Source organism: Hoyosella altamirensis (assembly GCF_014191505.1).
Taxonomy (GTDB): Bacteria; Actinomycetota; Actinomycetes; order Mycobacteriales; family Mycobacteriaceae; genus Hoyosella; species Hoyosella altamirensis.
In genome coordinates, this window is the sequence record NZ_JACHWS010000004.1 from 156,023 (window position 1) to 172,922 (window position 16,900).

At 61.2% G+C, this 16,900-nt stretch carries 16 protein-coding genes; 6 read left to right on the forward strand and 10 right to left on the reverse strand.

The window, feature by feature from the left end; translation table 11 throughout:
- Window positions 1–235: 235 nt before the first annotated feature.
- Both FHU29_RS19865 and FHU29_RS19870 read left to right on the forward strand, forming a co-directional pair.
- The gene (locus FHU29_RS19865) at window positions 236–2,083 is read left to right on the forward strand and encodes a VanW family protein (RefSeq protein ID WP_064438400.1); all 1,848 of its coding nucleotides are present in this window, start codon (window positions 236–238) and stop codon (window positions 2,081–2,083) included.
- Between the two features lie 7 nt (window positions 2,084–2,090).
- On the forward strand, window positions 2,091–3,098 hold the full coding sequence (locus tag FHU29_RS19870; RefSeq protein WP_064438399.1) for an oxidoreductase: 1,008 nt from the start codon (window positions 2,091–2,093) through the stop codon (window positions 3,096–3,098).
- A 6-nt stretch (window positions 3,099–3,104) separates the two neighbouring features.
- On the opposite strand, the gene FHU29_RS19875 is transcribed toward FHU29_RS19870, so the two are convergent.
- From FHU29_RS19875 to FHU29_RS19900, 6 genes are all read right to left on the reverse strand, one after another.
- Window positions 3,105–5,117, reverse strand: a complete 2,013-nt coding sequence (locus tag FHU29_RS19875) for a YhgE/Pip domain-containing protein (RefSeq protein WP_064438398.1) — start codon at window positions 5,115–5,117, stop codon at window positions 3,105–3,107.
- 21 nt (window positions 5,118–5,138) lie between these two features.
- Window positions 5,139–5,867: a P-loop NTPase family protein gene (locus FHU29_RS19880; RefSeq protein ID WP_064438397.1), complete on the reverse strand. Its 729-nt coding sequence runs from the start codon at window positions 5,865–5,867 to the stop codon at window positions 5,139–5,141.
- 135 nt (window positions 5,868–6,002) lie between these two features.
- Window positions 6,003–7,838 (reverse strand): acyl-CoA dehydrogenase, encoded by a 1,836-nt coding sequence (locus FHU29_RS19885; protein WP_064438396.1) that lies wholly within the window; start codon window positions 7,836–7,838, stop codon window positions 6,003–6,005.
- Between the two features lie 140 nt (window positions 7,839–7,978).
- Window positions 7,979–9,325, reverse strand: coding sequence for a lipopolysaccharide biosynthesis protein (locus tag FHU29_RS19890; protein WP_157094861.1), 1,347 nt, complete (start codon window positions 9,323–9,325; stop codon window positions 7,979–7,981).
- Between the two features lie 58 nt (window positions 9,326–9,383).
- Window positions 9,384–9,629 carry a hypothetical protein gene (locus tag FHU29_RS19895; protein WP_064438394.1) on the reverse strand — a complete coding sequence of 82 codons (246 nt, stop codon included), beginning with the start codon at window positions 9,627–9,629 and terminating at the stop codon, window positions 9,384–9,386.
- A 58-nt stretch (window positions 9,630–9,687) separates the two neighbouring features.
- Window positions 9,688–9,927: a lipopolysaccharide assembly protein LapA domain-containing protein gene (locus FHU29_RS19900; RefSeq protein ID WP_064438393.1), complete on the reverse strand. Its 240-nt coding sequence runs from the start codon at window positions 9,925–9,927 to the stop codon at window positions 9,688–9,690.
- A 103-nt stretch (window positions 9,928–10,030) separates the two neighbouring features.
- Between FHU29_RS19900 and FHU29_RS19905 the strand changes: the two genes are divergently transcribed.
- On the forward strand, window positions 10,031–10,264 hold the full coding sequence (locus FHU29_RS19905) for an endonuclease domain-containing protein (protein WP_083962062.1): 234 nt from the start codon (window positions 10,031–10,033) through the stop codon (window positions 10,262–10,264).
- Window positions 10,265–10,381: 117 nt separating this feature from the next.
- Window positions 10,382–10,945: a dCTP deaminase gene (gene dcd, locus FHU29_RS19910; RefSeq protein ID WP_013808885.1), complete on the forward strand. Its 564-nt coding sequence runs from the start codon at window positions 10,382–10,384 to the stop codon at window positions 10,943–10,945.
- Window positions 10,946–10,975: 30 nt separating this feature from the next.
- On the opposite strand, the gene FHU29_RS19915 is transcribed toward dcd, so the two are convergent.
- From FHU29_RS19915 to FHU29_RS19930, 4 genes are all read right to left on the reverse strand, one after another.
- Window positions 10,976–12,361, reverse strand: coding sequence for a hypothetical protein (locus FHU29_RS19915; RefSeq protein WP_064438391.1), 1,386 nt, complete (start codon window positions 12,359–12,361; stop codon window positions 10,976–10,978).
- Window positions 12,362–12,768: 407 nt separating this feature from the next.
- Window positions 12,769–13,353: an MmpS family transport accessory protein gene (locus FHU29_RS19920; protein WP_064438390.1), complete on the reverse strand. Its 585-nt coding sequence runs from the start codon at window positions 13,351–13,353 to the stop codon at window positions 12,769–12,771.
- A 152-nt stretch (window positions 13,354–13,505) separates the two neighbouring features.
- Window positions 13,506–13,967: a hypothetical protein gene (locus FHU29_RS19925; RefSeq protein WP_157094859.1), complete on the reverse strand. Its 462-nt coding sequence runs from the start codon at window positions 13,965–13,967 to the stop codon at window positions 13,506–13,508.
- A gap of 192 nt (window positions 13,968–14,159) precedes the next feature.
- Window positions 14,160–15,341, reverse strand: a complete 1,182-nt coding sequence (locus tag FHU29_RS19930; protein ID WP_341478985.1) for a hypothetical protein — start codon at window positions 15,339–15,341, stop codon at window positions 14,160–14,162.
- Between the two features lie 201 nt (window positions 15,342–15,542).
- Here FHU29_RS19930 and FHU29_RS19935 point away from each other — a divergent pair, with 201 nt between their 5' ends.
- A complete protein-coding gene (locus FHU29_RS19935) occupies window positions 15,543–15,809 on the forward strand; it encodes a hypothetical protein (RefSeq protein ID WP_064438389.1) in 267 nt (88 codons plus the stop codon).
- Window positions 15,806–16,459, forward strand: a complete 654-nt coding sequence (locus tag FHU29_RS19940; RefSeq protein WP_064438388.1) for a hypothetical protein — start codon at window positions 15,806–15,808, stop codon at window positions 16,457–16,459. The genes FHU29_RS19935 and FHU29_RS19940 overlap by 4 nt, the downstream gene beginning before the upstream one ends.
- Window positions 16,460–16,900 lie beyond the last annotated feature (441 nt).

Consider the following 16,900-nt stretch of genomic DNA (forward strand, 5'->3'; position numbering starts at 1 on the left):
GGAGGGAAAATCCTTCACGATTTTTTGTGAGTAACGCGACTGCGGTGGTGTGCGATACGCAAGTAGTCCCGCGCTGACATCCGACCCCCGACCCGGTGGAAGCGCGGGATTCTTCGTTGTGTGACACCGGGAGCCGATTCGCGGGCTGTCCCGGGCAGCGCTTAGGCTATAGCGAAACTGGGACAAAGCGCATGTTCTTCAGCGGCACCCGTATGGGGAGGCAGGGGTAGGCACTGTGGCAGGCAATGGTCAAGGTGGATCAAAACGAGGTTTCCGCACGATTGTCGTCACCGTCGCTGGGCTGATCGTTATCGCCGCCGTCGCGTACATCCTCGATTGGGTGACCTCGAGCGGCAAAATCCCGCGAGGCGTGGCGGTCGCTGCCGTCTCCATTGGGGGCCTGACACCGGAGCAAGCTGAGACCCGGCTGCGAACCGAGATCGAGCCTCGAATCGACGACCCGTTCACGGTGGTCGGCGAAGACGTGCAAGTGGAGCTGCTGCCGTCCGAGTCGGGACTCAACCTGGATTGGGACGCGACTGTCGAGAGGGCCAGCAGTCAGCCGATCAACCCGCTGACTCGTTTGGTGGCGCTGTTCCGTGAGCGCGAGATCGGGTATGTCAGCGCAGTGAATGACGCACAACTCGACGCCGCAATTGATGATCTGCGCGTAGAGATCGACCGCGAGGCTGTCGAAGGGGACATCGAATTTGACGGTGCGACGCCAGTCGCGGTTGAACCGCGAGACGGCCTTATCGTCGAGCCGGAACGAGCGCGCGAGGTGATCGTCGAGAACTGGCTTGCTCGTGAACCGATCGAATTGCCTGTTGAGGTGGACGCGGTCACGGTCACCCCGGAAGGGGTTGAAAGCGCGATGACTGAGATCGCGGAGCCCGCTGTCGCGACATCGCTCGTCGTCATCGGCGAAGATGACACGGAGGCTGTCCTCGAGCCTGAGGACGTAGGGGAGTTCCTCAGCTTCCAGCCTGATCAGGATGGTGGTCTCGAACCGCTCTATGACGTCAATGCGGCCTCCACGATTCTCTCGCCTCAGCTCGCGGACACCGAATCTCCAGCAATTGACGCGACTGTGCGGATCGGTTCGGAAGGTCCGGTCGTCGTGCCGCACCAGGACGGGCGCGGTGTGGACTGGGACGAGACGTTCACCGATATCGACGATTTGATGCGTGAGACGTCCAACCGAACCGTGACCGCCACGTACAGGACCACTGACGCTCAATTCACGACTGAAGAAGCTGAAGAGCTGGGCATCAACGAAGTCATCGCGGAGTTCACCACGGGTGGATTCACTCCGAATTCTGGTGTGAACATCCGGCGCGCGGCGGAGCAAGTCAACGGGGCCGTGATCAAGCCGGGGGAGACTTTCTCACTCAATGATCACACTGGCCCGCGCGGTTACGCGCAGGGTTACATCGACTCCGGCATCATCTACAGCGGGCGGCCGTCGACAGCTGTTGGAGGCGGCGTCAGCCAGTTCGCGACAACTCTTTACAACGCGGGATATTTCGCTGGCCTCGAGGACGTCGAACACACCGAGCACAGCTATTACATTTCGCGATATCCAGCCGGCCGGGAAGCAACGGTGTTCGAAGGCTCGATCGACCTGCAGTTCCAGAACCAGTACGACACCGGCGTACTGCTCGAAGCTTACGGAGACATGTCCTCGGTGACTGTCCGGGTATGGGGTACCAAAACAGTAAACGTGGAATCCATCAATGGTGGACGCTGGGACTACACGCAGCCGCGGCGGATCGTGCTCCCAGCTGGGCCGAACTGCCAGGCCAGTAGTGGCGGTCAGGGCTTCACGACAAGCGATACGCGCGTGATCACCGACGCGAATACCAATGAAGAGATCTCCCGAGAGACTCGAACAGTGACGTACGAGGCGCAGCCCGTCGTTGTTTGTGAACAGCCGACACCGCCGCCCGCGCGGGAGCGTGACAGCGACGATGACGACGATGATGACAACGGTGCCCCGAGTGTCCCGCGGGACGACCCGGCACCCGAGCCGCCTCCCGCCGACAACGGGGACGAACCACCAGCTGAGCCCGAGGGGGAGTGAGGACCGAATGACAGTGGATGAAACGTACTCAGCGCTCGTAGCCCGTGAGAAGGGCGATGGTGTAGTCCTAGCTGCGGAAGAGCGCAACGTCTCGGAGCTGCCCTCGGGCGAACTCACCATTGCGGTCCATTATTCGAGTGTGAACTACAAGGATGCGCTTGCGGTGACTCCGCGGGGAGGGGTCGTTCGGGAATACCCGATAATCCCGGGCATCGATCTAGCGGGCGAGGTAGTCGCGTCAGACCATTCAGGCTTTACCCCTGGTGACCTGGTGCTCGCCCACGGATACGACATCGGGGTGAGCCGCGACGGCGGATACGCGGAGCTCACCCGCGTACCGGCTGATTGGGCAGTGAAGCTCACCGACATGTCACCTCGGGAGGCCGCGACAATTGGCACCGCCGGATTCACCGCTGCGCTGAGTGTTGCTGCGCTGCTGGACAACGGCGTGACGCCCGACTCAGGTCCGGTGCTGGTCACCGGCGCGACTGGAGGCGTGGGCAGCGTCGGTGTGGACCTGCTTGCTGGACTGGGGTTCGACGTTGTGGCGTCAACGGGTAAGTCCAACGCGCACGGCCTGTTACGTGAACTCGGTGCAGCTCGGGTAATCGGCCGGCTTCCGGAAGACCCCGACGCCAAGCCGCGCCCCCTCGGCCGGTCAGAATGGGCTGCCGCAGTCGATTGCGTGGGTGGGGCGACACTCGCACACGTTCTGAGCACGATGAGGTACGACGGTGTCGTCGCGGCAAGTGGCCTCACCGGTGGTCCAGGGCTCAACACGACGGTATTGCCGTTCATACTTCGAGGCGTCCGCTTACTCGGTATCGACTCAGTGCAACTGGGGATCGAACGCCGGCGCGACATGTGGGTGCGGCTGCAGACGGACCTTCGCCCGAAGCACCTCGAACTCATCACGAACGAAGTTGCCGCGCGCGACGTTAGCGACGTCCTCGGCACCATCATCAAAGGGCGGGTCACGGGCCGGACCGTGGTGCAGATCCAGGGTGGATTCTGATCCTCTTTAGACCTTGAGGGCTGGGTGCAGTCTCTTCATCGTCCACTCTTGTTGTCGCCGCGCAGCGATTGCCGCGACCAGGATCGACGCGACGAGAAGTCCCATGAGGACAGCGACGGAAGTCCATAGCCGGCCGTCTGCGCCGCCGATGATCAGCTGACGCAGTCCACTCACCGAGTAGCTCATTGGTATGTACGGGTGTATCACCTCGAACAGCCGCCCCGTCGTTTCCGTTGGGTACAAGCCCCCCGCGGACACCAGCTGGATCATCAAGAGTGCCAGAACAGCGACCCGCGCCGTGGACGAGCCGAGAACCACGAACACTGCCTGAGTGAACGCCAGGAAAGAAAGGCCTGTGAGTACGAGGAACGCGAGCATCCCGGGGCCGTTGCTGGGTTCAAGACCGATCAGATAGCGGATCACGGCATACATCACGACGCCCTGCGCGACACTGATCACCGCAGCTGGCCAGTACGACGCCAGAACCGTCCGCAGACCGCCCAGGCCCGCCGCGAGCGCACGAGTCTGAATTGGCCTCATCACCATCCAGATGATGAACCCGCCGATGAACAGCGCGAGCGAGATGAAGAACGGTGCGACGCCGGTACCGAAGTTCGCGGCGGACGCCAGATTGCGCTGGTCCAGTTCCAGAGGCCCACCGATGACTTCAGCGCGCCCGGCCCGCTCCCGCTGGTCCCATTCGGGGATCTGCTGAGCTCCCTGCGCGAGGCCCGTGGCGAGCGCGTTCGCACCATCATCAAGCTGCGCTGTGCCGGCACCGAGTTGCCCGACCCCGTCTACCAGTGCGTCGCCGCCCGTGGCGAGTAGCTGGAGGCCAGCGCTGAGTTCGCCTGCGCCTGCGTTGAGCTCATTGGCTCCGTCTCTCAACTGGATGATCGCGTCGGTCAGCTCGCCACCACCGTCAGCAGCGAGTGCTAGTCCGGTACGGAAAGGGCTATTGGGATCTCCGAGCTGGAATGCGAGTTGCGCCGCCCCGTCCCGCAACCTGCGAAGATCACTCAACGCATTCGGCCCCAAACCTTCGCGGTCGATCTGCGCCCGCAAGTTCTCGAGCTCCCTAGCGGCGTCGTGCACAGCAGGGTGGGGGACCGCGTACAGGTGGTCCGCCTTGAGTTGGATGAGTCCAGTAATTTCGGCTTGCCTCGCACCGAGGACATCCAGCTGGTCAACGAGCAGGCTCACCGCCTGACTCAGCTGCACAGCTCCATCTCCGAGTTGCCGGGCGCCATCCTGGAGTTCTCGCAGCCCTCCAGCTAGGGGCAGTACACCCTCCGTGAGTTGATCGACCCCACTGCTGAGCTGGCCGGTGCCGTCAGCGAGTGCTGCCGCTCCGTCGCTCGCCGTTCGCAGGTTCGTCGCGAGGAGGTTCGCGCCATCATCGAGTTCCGCAACGCCAGCACGGAGTTCGCCAGTGCCCCCTGCGAGCTGGCGGCCCCCGTCTGCAGCTTCGACTAAACCGCCCCGCACGGTTTGCAGGCCGAACAAAACCTGATCAACAGCCTGAGCGCCGATTTGTTCGGAAAGTACGTTGAGGATCCGGGACATCGCCGTTTCAGCAATTGTCGTGCCGATCGCGCTCGTTGCGTCGTTGTAGGTCACGTTGATCACCGCGCGGCGTGGGTTCTCACCTGATGGTGAAGTCACCGCTTCGCTGAAATCTGTGGGGAACTCAACCGCAAAGTAGTATCGTCCGTCTTCCACGCCGGCCTGCGCTTCCGCAAGAGATACGCGTTCCCAGCCGAGGTCTCCGCGACGAACCAGTTCGCGTGTCACTTGCTCGCCAACGCGCACGGTCACTCCGTCGACTAGCGCGCCGTAGTCGCTGTTGACAATCGCCACAGGCATCCGGTCGACGTTGTCGAGCGGGTTCCAGTACGCCCAGAGATACATCGCGCCGTACAGCAGGGGCAGGAAAATGATCGCGACGAGAGCCAGGCGTGGCAGACGTTCCCGGCTGAACCGCCGAAGCTCTGAGCCGAATGAGAATGCAGCAACCATGTCAAAGTCTCCCGAATAGCCTTAGCGGGCAGCCTGTGGCGCGCGGCGAGTCTCGGTACCAGGGTCAAGGTGACAGATCGTGTGCGGGTCACCGACGCTATCCACTGCCGTAGTGACGACTGTGCATGTTGGTGCTATGGCTCTGAGTCGTTCCGTGAAGTAGATCCTGTCCGCGTTGCTTTCAATCTGTTCGAAATCGTCGACGGCAAGCAGGTAGGGGTCACGAATCAGCGCGATCGAAACCTGCAGTAGCAGACGATCGAGTTGGCCCAGCTCCCAGATGACCGTGTTTGCGGAAGGAATAGTCCGGTCGCCGAACACCAGGTCGCACACGTCGGCTACGGCATTGTCCTTCACCTTCCGCACCGGCCGATACCAGGGTGCAGCCCAGGTGCGGCGCTCCCGGATCGCTTCACCGACGGTCACCGCCTCGTCGAGATCATCGATTCCGGCGAAACCCGCGATCGCCGTGTACGACCGGATACGGTGACCCTTCTTCGGATAGGGCAGACCCAGAATCGTCAGGTCTCCGCTGGCTTGGCGCATACGGCCAGTAACGGTCAGAAGCAGGGACGTACGCCCTGACTTGGGTGGGCCCTGAATAACCGTCAGCTCCCCATAAGGAACGTCGAAAGTGCAAGGGCCGTAGACCCGTCCCCGGGCGCCTTTCAGCTCAATCCCGCGTGCGGACACGACTGGAGGCTCACTTCCGCCCGCATCATCGCGCTGGGAATCGTCCACGTCAGTCATGTTTGGTGATCTTTCCACGTTGAGCACTGCTCGGCAGCGTAGTCCGCATCCTCGGATGAAGCGCGACCGGGGTGTTGCTGCGCTAGCACGCAGCAACACCCCGGTCAGTGGACAGAAAACTCTAGCTAGAGGCGATCAGAAGGCGGCCTCGTCGAGTTCCATGATGTCGAGATCGATGTTCGCGAGAACCTTACGGACCGCGTTGATCTCCGGAAGGACGTTCTTGGCGAAGAACGACGCCACGGCCACCTTGCCCTCGTAGAAGGCCTTGTCCTTGTCGCTGGCGCCCTTGTCGAGCGCAGCAAGTGCCACTTCTGCCTGGCGGAGCAGGAGCCAGCCGATAAGGAGATCACCGACGGACATGAGCAGCCGGACTGAGCCAAGGCCAATCTTGTACAGCTCCTTGGTGTCCTCAGCAGCGCCCATGAGGTGCTCGAAGAAAGTGCCTAGCACAGCCTGAACATCTTCGAGTGCGGCCCCGAGGAACTCCCGCTCGTTCTTCAGGCGGTCATCACCGTTCGGGTTGTCGATGAACTGCTTGATCTCCCCAGCGACATGCGTCAGTGCAACACCCTTGTCGCGCGCGATCTTCCGGAAGAAGAAGTCTAGGGCCTGAATGGCCGTGGTGCCTTCGTAGAGCGAGTCGATCTTCGCGTCACGGATGTACTGCTCGATCGGGTAGTCCTGGAGGAAGCCAGAGCCGCCGAGCGTCTGCAGCGACTCGGTGAGGTACTGGTACGCACGCTCTGAGCCGACACCCTTGACAATCGGGAGCAGCAGGTCATTGATGCGGAATGCGAGATCCTTGTCGGCGCCGGAGACGATCTTGGCGGCTTCAAGGTCTTGGTGGGCAGCGGTGAAGAGGTAAACAGCGCGAAGGCCTTCGGAATACGCCTTCTGCGTCATCAGGCTGCGGCGAACGTCAGGGTGCCGGGTGATCGGCACGCGCGGGGCCGTCTTGTCAGTCATCTGCGTCATGTCCGCGCCCTGTACGCGCTCCTTCGCGTACTCAAGAGCGTTCAGGTAGCCGGTTGAGAGCGTCGAGATGGCCTTGGTGCCGACCATCATGCGAGCATGCTCGATCACCTCGAACATCTGGGCGATACCGTCGTGAACCTCACCGACGAGCCAGCCCACAGCTGGTTTACCGTGCTGGCCGAATGTCAGCTCACATGTCGACGAAGCCTTCAGCCCCATCTTGTGCTCGACGCCGGTTACGAAAACGCCGTTGTGCTCGCCGTATTCGCCAGTCTCCCAGTCCACGTGGTACTTCGGTACGAAGAACAGGCTCAGTCCCTTGGTGCCTGGCCCTGAACCTTCAGGGCGGGCGAGGACGAGGTGCATGATGTTGGGGAAGAGGTCATCGGAGGTCGCGGAGGTGATGAAGCGCTTGACGCCCTCGATGTGCCAGGTGCCGTCTTCTTGCTGCACAGCCTTCGTGCGGCCGGCGCCTACGTCGGAACCAGCGTCGGGCTCAGTCAGCACCATCGTGGCGCCCCAGCCGCTCTCGACGACGTGCTCGGCCCACTTCTTCTGCTCTTCGGTGCCGAGGTGGTACAAGACATTCGCGAACGACGGACCTGCCTGGTACATGAACGCTGCAGGCTGCGATCCGAGGAGCATCTCAGCGATGGCCCACACAACAGTGCGCGGAGCGGGGATGCCGCCGATTTCTTCGGCAAGCCCCATGCGGTACCACTCGCCATCCCAGAGAGCCTTGAAGGACTTCTTGAACGACTCAGGCAGAGTGACCTCGTGAGTTTCGGGGTCGAACACCGGCGGGTTACGGTCTGCGTCGGCGTAGGCCTCCGCAAGAGGACCCTCAGCCAGTCGCGCAACCTCGGTCAGCATGTCGCGGACAGTGTCGGTATCGAGGTCACCGAACTCACCGGACTTGAGGACATCGTCCAGCTGCAGGAACTCGAAAAGGTTGAACTCCAGGTCACGGACGTTGCTCTTGTAGTGGCCCATTCTTAGCTCTCTCCGTTGAGATTGATGCGGTCGCTATACCGGCTTGGCTAGTCATTCTGTAACTACTCGCCAGTAACTTAGCTCAGTTTACGTGGTAGATCCGCCGCTGCCAATACGCCATCTTGCGAAGTGGTTCACAATCAGGTAGCGACTGTGCTCCCCGCAGCGCCCCGGTAGGCCCGTCCGGGCTGACGCGTGCGCGTCGCTGCGCGGATCGCACGCACCGTGGGAACGAACACCACCACCGCAACCACTGCTTCAGCGAGGAGGAAGGACCAGCCGACCGCGACAAGCCCGTACTGACCAGCGAAAATGGCCGCTCCGAGCAGCAACGTCGAGGTGCTCAAGAACTGGCTTGCGATTACCTTCCGGTAGTCCTTACGGAGCTGCGCGAACGCCCCGTAGAAGGCTTGCAGCGCAAGAAAAGGGATGGCTGCCGAGGCCAGAGCCAGCAGAGGCCCCCCGTAGGTGCGATAGTCCTCACCGATGATGCCCAGTCCGGTCGGCGCGATAACCGCGAGGAACATCGTGCTAGCCAGGGTGGCCAAGACAAGGACGAAGCCGAACCGGTAGGTGAGTCCTGCCAGGTCCGTTGCGTAATCACCCGCTGCTGTCACGAACGGCCCAACCGTCGCCGACATGAGAACAGCCAGCATCATGATCAACGAAAACGTCACGATGTAATACCCCGCCTGGTCTCGTCCTAGGGCCGTGATCACGATCAGCGGCAGCAGCGCCGGAACCATGGCCGCGAGCAGGGCTGGAGCATAAGACTTGCGGAAATCACGCAACAACTGGCCGCGGCGAATCTGACGCGGAGCGATTTCAGTCAGTTTCGTCTCGCCGATGCGCGACATGATCGCGACGCTCAGAATCGGTACCAGGAACATCACCGGCAAGAACCAGGCAAGAACCACACCAATCGTCCCGAACGGTACAAACGCGAAAAGCGGAAGCAGCAGCAGGCGCATCGTCGCATGGCTGACGTTTGCCAAAGCACCCCATCGTGCGCGGCCGAGTCCCGAAGCGGCAGGGTCATACAGCATCGAGATCGAGAGAATCGCGACGAGGACCGGGAACATAGCGACTTCAGTCGGGCTGCCAAAAAGCAGACTCCGCGGTGCAACTATCACAAACGCGGTACCCGTAACAAGGCTCGCGGTGAACACCGCGTAGTGACTGCGGAAGAACCAGCGCATCGCCAAAGATCCCGACAGAGGCAGATACTGCGTAGCGAGCGTCCCCATCCCAAAATTGGAAAGTGTGCTCAGGCCGAGTGCAGCACCGATGACGACGCCCGCCGAGCCGACGTCCGCCGCGCTGTAAAGGAAAGCCGCAACCACCCAGAAAATAAGGTTCGAGATCGCGCCGAAGACGTTCGACGCCAGGGATACAAGAGAGTCCGCAGCGAGGACGCGCCGTGATGGGAGTGCCCCCGCTGCCACGGAGGACGACGGCTCCCAGTCTGCGGACCCAGCGATTTGCACTATTTGAGTCTAGGGGCAGCATTAAGGCTGAAGGCCGCAGACGGGTGTTGTGATCGCCTCAGTTTTCGTCGCGTGCCTTTCGGGATATAACGCGCCTGTCATTGTCAGTCCCGTCACGGTCGCGCCACACATCGAAGGCGTACAGGACAAGAAAACCGATGCACATCGGGATCGCTACCAGCAAAATCAGGGGCTGCCGCACCTCGGGAAAGACCACTGCGATCGCGGTGACAGAACTTAGGAATACCGCGGAAATGGCGACGTAGAGCACTACGTCGCCAGCGCGGGGACCCTTAGATGCCATAGGAGCATCCTAGAGAACTACTACCGGGAACGGCGCATCAGCGGCACGAATATCGCCTTTACCGGCCATATTTGCGCTTCGTGCGACTCCGGCCCACTAACATGCCGACCGCAAGTCCGAGGATGAAGATGATCGAGAGTGCGAGCCACATCGGCCATTCCACGCTGAGCCACAGCACGCTTATCGAAACACGGACTGTGTTCTGGAAAATCAAGATCAGCGCGAGGATGGCGAGTACTAGCGCCGCAACACGCTTCGCGGTGAACAGGGAAGTTTTCTCTTTGCCTGGCGCGGTCATATTCAGTCCTTTCGCGCGGCGTATTAGCCACATAGTATTACGAATCCGCGACGTCGTGGGCTTCCGGCTGATTACGGTTCGAGGAATTCGCGGGAGCCATTGACTGCGGGCGCGCGCGGACCTCGCATGGCCGGAATGGAAGGTGGCGGTGGAGTACGACGGTGAGCATCATTTCACCAATCGGGGCCAGTGCACACGGGATGTCGAAAGGTGGAATGCGCTCCTCCACGAAGGCTGGACCGTCATTCGGGTAACAAAGGCGCAGTTGGTGCCCGACCCCTCCCGGCTGATCACCCAGGTGCGTGCCGCCCTCGGGAAAGCAGGGGCACCCGTATGAAGTAGGGCACGAGTGGGCAGTTAAGTAGTCACTCTGGCGCCGAAACTCGCGCATAACCGCCCACTTGCCGGAAACCCGGGGCATGGACTTCGGGCGAATCCCCGCTACCCTCTAACGGTGCTGCTTTCTGACCGCGATATCAGAGCTGAACTCGCCGCTCGCCGCCTCCAAATCGAACCGTACGACGATTCGCTCGTGCAGCCCTCGAGCGTCGATGTAAGACTCGACCGGTACTTTCGGGTTTTCAACAACACCCGGTACACGCACATCGACCCGAAATTGCGGCAGGACGAGTTAACATCGCTGGTCGAGGCGCCTGATAATGAGCCGTTCGTACTGCACCCCGGCGAGTTCGTTCTCGGTTCGACACTCGAAATCTGTACGTTGCCGCACGATCTTGCTGGTCGGCTTGAAGGGAAATCATCCCTGGGGCGGCTGGGGCTTCTGACGCACTCCACCGCAGGATTCATCGATCCTGGTTTCAACGGCCACATCACTCTTGAGCTGTCCAACGTCGCGAATCTGCCGATCACGTTATGGCCGGGCATGAAGATCGGGCAGCTGTGTTTAATCCGTCTTTCGAGTCCAGCAGAGCATCCGTACGGCAGTGCGAAAACCGGGTCTAAGTATCAGGGTCAGCGCGGCCCCACACCGTCGAAGGCGTACATGAACTTTCAGTGACGCCCTCTGGCACGGGAAGGTTCAGCCCGACTAACGCTGAGAGAGGGGGATGAACTGGCGGAACTTACCGCCCGCGCTAATCTCTGGCGGCACGGTGTCTCGCTCCACGCTGTAGCCGTCCAGCCCGTTGCTGACGAGCAGCTGGCCGAGGACGCGGAGGGCGTTGCTCCAGACTTCCTCGGGATTCCGGTCACAGGCCGGAACCAGTCGCACCAGGAGGGAATACCGGCCCGACTGTTTTAACTGCAGTTGCTGAATCCCTTCGGCTCTTGCAGCGAGGGATTCCACAATGAGTGCAGCAGTCGTTTTCGGCTCGCCATCCGGCGAATGCAGCAGGTCAGCCGAGCGTCCTTGCACACGTACCGCCGGATGGGGGTTGCCGCATGGACACGGATCAGGCCGTTGGATCACCGCGTCACCCAGGTTGTAGCGAAGGATGGGCTGCGCTTTCCGGTAAAGCACCGACAGCAGTGTCGTATGCGACAGTGTCCCTGGCGGTGTTGGTTCAAAGTGTCTGTCAACAGGTTCGAGAATGATCCAGTCACTCAGGACGTGGTGCCAGCCGTGCGTGCAGTAGCGGGTCATGGTTATGGCCTCGCTGCAGCCATACGAATCGACGACCCGCGCACCGAAGACCTTCTCGATGCGAGCATATTCGTTGCGCGGCAAGCCGTCGCCAGTCGTCGCGACGATCGCCGGTCTGATCGACAGGGTTCCCTTCTCTTGCTCAGAAGCCAGAATCGAGGCAACGCTGCCGTAACCGTTGAGCATGACGGGCTGGAAAGCATTGAGTTCGCGGACAAGTTCACTGACCGGCTGGAACACAGAAAGCACCTTGTTGCGGCCGTTTTCGGGCTGATTTCCGCTGTCCCTTTCATGCTGTGTCCGTAGCGAATTCAGGATGTGGTGACCCCCGGTGGCGAGGATTGATGCTGATCGCATGCGACCGCGCACTAGGCGCCACACACCCCCCGATAATGCTTCGCTTTTGAGGAAATCGATCACGTGTGGAAGCGCGTTGAGCTTCCGAGCAGTCGCGATCTCTTCACTCGACATGAGGAATATCCCGCGGTATCCGCTCGTGCCCGACGTTGACGAAATGCTGTACTTGCCAAGATATTTGGAGCCAATTTTGTCTAGATCTTTGAGAAAGGTGTCCGCCGACTCCCGGGTGATTTCGCGATCGGTCGCCCAATCGTCAAAGTTCTCCATAAGTGCGATCTTGTCCGTGATCGGGAGTACTGCTGGATCTGTCACCACCTCGGGAAGTCCCGAGTACAGCCGGGCATAGTACGGCGAGTGTTCGCGCACGAATCCAACAAGCTCAGTCAGGCGTGTGCTCTGTCGTTCAGCGAGCCGCTCCGCTTTGGATCCGGCCGACAGTGGGATCCGTTGAACCACGTCGATCATCGTCATGAAATGCCCCTCAGTTGACCTTCCGGGCTAGCTGTCTTCGCGCCGTTGCGGCCGCACCGGTCACGCCATTCAAGCAAATTCTGGCGGTGAATAGGCAGAAGGGGGATTGGTCTGAGTGTTGTGGCCACAATGCACGAACCCCAGCTCAGGGACGCGCTCTGAGCTGGGGTTATGTATCTGAGCCGATGACGGGAATCGAACCCGCGTATTCAGCTTGGGAAGGTGTTTCTGGCTGCGAACAGGTGTGCGAACGCGCTGGTAGCGGGTTTGCGTGTCGATAGGATTTCCGCTGCTAGAGCCTGTTTTTTGTCGACCCGCGACCCTGTGGCGTGCGGATTCGCTACGTGGCTACCCGTTAGAAAGTGGAGGTGCCCTGGAGGTGCTGGTGCAGCCCCAGGGCGTGCCTGCTATTCGTCGGTTGCGTCGCCCGCGTTGCCGATACAACTTGCGGTAGCGAAGGGTCCACTGGAGGTCTGCTCTGAAATGACCTGTTCGCCCACCCGGATGCGACAGGTGATCTGCCCACCCGTGTCGTAATCATTGCTCGCCGAAAGCGAAACAGTCTTGCCGAGGCCAGCGATTGTTACGTCGGTCGTCCACGGGAGGGCGACGTTTGTGTCTTGCGCGGTGTTGAAATCGCGGCCCGAGTAGGTGATGGAAGCGCTTTGCGTGTCGCCCTCGACCTCGTAGGTGACAGTGACTTCGCGTTCCGACTCCCTGTCGAGTTCGGTCGCGACCCCACCAATCAGTGCCATGCAGCCGCCGAAAATTAGCACGAAGAACAGGATGATTCCGCCGAGAATCCACGGCCACTTCTTCTTTTTCTTGGGTGGCTGCTGGTAGTACCCCGGTGGTGGGCCGTACTGCCCGCCCTGGGGCGGGTACCCGCCGGACTGCCCGCCTTGCGGAGGGTACGGCTGGCCGCCCTGCGGATACTGCTCGGGATTGGGTTGTCCGGGATTGGGTTGCTGGGGTGGGGGCTGATCTGACACTGGGGATGGCCCTTTCGTTCACGGAAATGACGCGAGTATGACATTGGCGTTCGTACGCTTACGACAAAATCGACACGAGTGATCGATTCATTACAGGGCCGTGCCAGAGACGTTGTGATGCAGGCAGGTTTACCGCACTTTGTTTGCTGGGATTATTTGGTGATCTTGCGGCTTGTGTGCCGATGTGCCGCCTGAGCTTTGCTACGGGTTGCTGGTGTGCCAGCGCTGGCTTTGTGGCGTGCTGTGGCGCTGCTGCGGGCGCGTGTGCCCGTGCTGGTTTGTGCGCGTTGGGCGGCGTTGCGTGCCGCCTTGGGTGGCGTTGTGTGTGCCGTAGGCGTGGCAGAAACCCCGACGATGCCCTTAACCACTACTTGCCGCCCGCCAGGGGCGTGATAGCGCGCGCCGACTTTTACTCCGTTCCATTTGCCGTCTCGTGTTTTGCCGATGTGACTTTCGCTGCGGATGGAGCCAGCAACGAGCCTCTTGCGGGCGGCGGTGCTGCCCAGGCTGCCGCCTACGGCTGCACCGGCGGCGGCACCTGCTAGTGCGCCGCTGCGTGCCCAACGGCCAAAGCGGTCGCGAGGCTGCGTGCGCCAGTGCCGTCTACGTGCCATGGAAATCCCCGTGCACATTGGTTACAGGCGGACACAGCGGGGCGTATCGTCCGCCCTGGCTTGGCGGAGCGTCTTGGAGCCCTGACGGGGTGAGGCCCGCGCCCCAGCTGTATTCCGATTCTCCAGGTGCGGCGGTGCGGTCTAGGTGTTCGTGTGGTGTCACGGCGGGTCCCTTCTCTCGGGCTTTCGCCGTTACCAGTTGAACGCGGGCGGGGTGTAGGTGGTTTCGGTAGTGACCTGGACGACCGCCGCCGCGCCCCGGTGCCGGACTCCGGTGCCGAAGCCGCGCGCGAAGAAGCTGTCTTGCAGGGGGTAGCGCTGGTCGCGCCCGGGTATAACCCGCAAGCCCTGGTACGCGGTGTTGGGGTGCTGCCGAAACGCAACGGGGTTGATTGTGGAGTTTGGTCCGCCGGTGGCGATCACGGCCACGTAGCCTGCGGGCACGAATTCGCTTTCGATCAGCCACGCGGGGCCGTAGCTGCCCAGCACGGGCAGGTTGTGGAACTCGCCAGGGGCAACCTTGCCGACTATGTTGTCTTGCGTCAGGTACGCCGGAGCCGAAGCGCTGCGCACAAAGTCGTACTTGGCGACGGGGCCGCTGGGTTCGGCGCCTTCGGGGGTGCGGGATTGCTCTCCGGCCTTAAACGTGGTGATCGCTTCGGCTTCTTGGGGATTGGCGAGTATCAGCAATTGGCTGCCGGTGCCGCGCCCGTAGCCCTTCTCGGTGACGAGGCGGATCAGTGTTTCGAGGTCGTCGCTGTCGATCACGCTCGCGCCGCTGGCCAGGTAGTGCGTGGTGGTTTGCGGGAATGTCTTACCCAAATAGGGCGGCGGAGTGACACCATCGTCGCCGGAATAGAGGCCGAACACGCGGTGCTGATGTTCGTTGCGGCGTTCTTCAGGATTCAACAATCGGTCGAAAAGCGTCGTGTTGACCAGTTTATTGTCGGCTTCCATTATGCGCGTAAATACGGCGGTAACCTGCTCGGCAGTGGCGTCACGCAGGAATCTCCACGTGAAACGGCTAGCTTTATCGAAATCCTTAAAGTCGTAGCCGACTAACAGCGCGTTGGCGGGCTCGCGCACGCCAGTAGGTTCGCCGTATTCGCTGGCGAGGTCGAAGCTCTCGCTATGCAGGGCCTGCGGGATCGGCTCGGCCACGGCGATAGTGGGATGGCTGATAAGGCTGGCGAGTGTGCTGCGCTCTTTGTTGAACAAGTTGAGCACCTGCGCGATTTCCGCCCAGATAGTGTTGAGATCAACGCCGTCCGCGGTCTGATTGACTAGTACGTCGCCCTGGTCGTTGTAGCCGCTGTCACCGCCGTAAATGGGGCGGAGTGCAGCGCTGAGAAAATTCGCGTCTAGTTGCATCATATTACTCCCTTATTGCGTTATCTGTTTGCATTCATTGTATTCCCGAAAACGCGGCAATGAGGGTTGCGTACACCATTTAGCGCCATCAATAAACAAACGGTGGTAATTCTGTGCCAGTGGGTGTAATTTGATGGGTGGCCACACTTACCGCTCCTGCGCTAATTGTGGCCTTTCTTGATTCCAGATAAAGAGAGGGAAGAAATGGGACGTGTACATCCTGCGCTGGTGCCGCACGAGGACGCGGTGCCTCTAGCCGCAATGCGAGCACCGAATTATGATCCTGAATTGCCGGTACTCACCCGGGAAGACGTCGTGGCGTTTTGCCACAGTGTGGGCAACCCGTACGTGAACCTGCGCACGGTGATCCATGCCGATGCCACCGGCAGGCTGCGCAGCTGCAAGGTGGCGGGGCGGCGGTTCTACAGCGAGCGCGACGTGCGCGCCTGGCTTGCGGGCGGTGTGCTGTGACCTACGAGAATCCGAACAACGACTATCCAGGGCTAGTGCGAGCCGCACTCGACCGCGCCCTGGCCGATCCGTTTGCGCCTACCCCGATGGGTGATCAGATGGACGCCGCGTTAGCGGGGCGGCGCTACAGCCCTGCTGCCGCGTTTGATCCTGCCGTGGCACAAGCGGTACGACATTTGATCAACGCGCCTGCAGGTGCCGCCAGCCCCGAGAGGCTGTACGCGGCGGGCCTTAATACGCCGATGTTCAGCAATCAGCCCGATATGCCGCACGGCATGTACTCCTCTGGGCTAGAGGCGCAGGTCATTGGTCCGGTCGGAGTGCGGCGAGTGCGCTGGGCCGACGTTGCCGCGTGCGAAAGCTGGGGCACCGAATGGCCCGTACCGCCTGCTTACAGCGTCTTTCGGGTGTGTCGGCGGATCTTGTGGCACTTCGCCCGTACGTGCAAGTGGTGCCGTACCGGCGTGCCCGACCCGTACATCGGCATGTGGGGAATGGTTGTGAGCATGGGGGCATCGGTCGGCTTGTTCGGCACCTGTACTGACTGCTGGCAGCGCTTTAATGACAGCACCAACGGAACGGGCTTCGACTTCGTGGGTGTCGATGACTGGGAACACGACAACGGCTGGCCCGTAGACGCCATGTGTTAGCTCGACGCCACGACCCCTACGCGATAAGATCATGTTGTGCTGCGGGTTCTGCCCTCAGCCGCCGCTGTCCCGAAGGCCGTTACGACGAGCAACCGGAGGGCGAACAGCGACTACGCGAAGACGAGGAACGCCGACACCGGCTACGGCCGGAAGGTACCAGCGAGCCCACCCGGGTACTGGCAGAAGATCCCAATGACTCCGTGTAGCCGGTCAGCGGACATGCCTAGCTAGGGGTGTGTCCACAGACCGGCTTTTTGCGTTTCTGGGGACATATCTCTAGCTCCGATTCAAGACACAGGAGCACAACGAATGTCCAAAACTAAAACGTCCGCCAGCGACCGTGGGCTCTTTGCTCTCGGGCACGCAATGCCGAAACACTTGGACGACAAAAGATTAAAACAACTTTGCCCGCACGCTTTTGTACGTGCGGGCAAAGTTGGG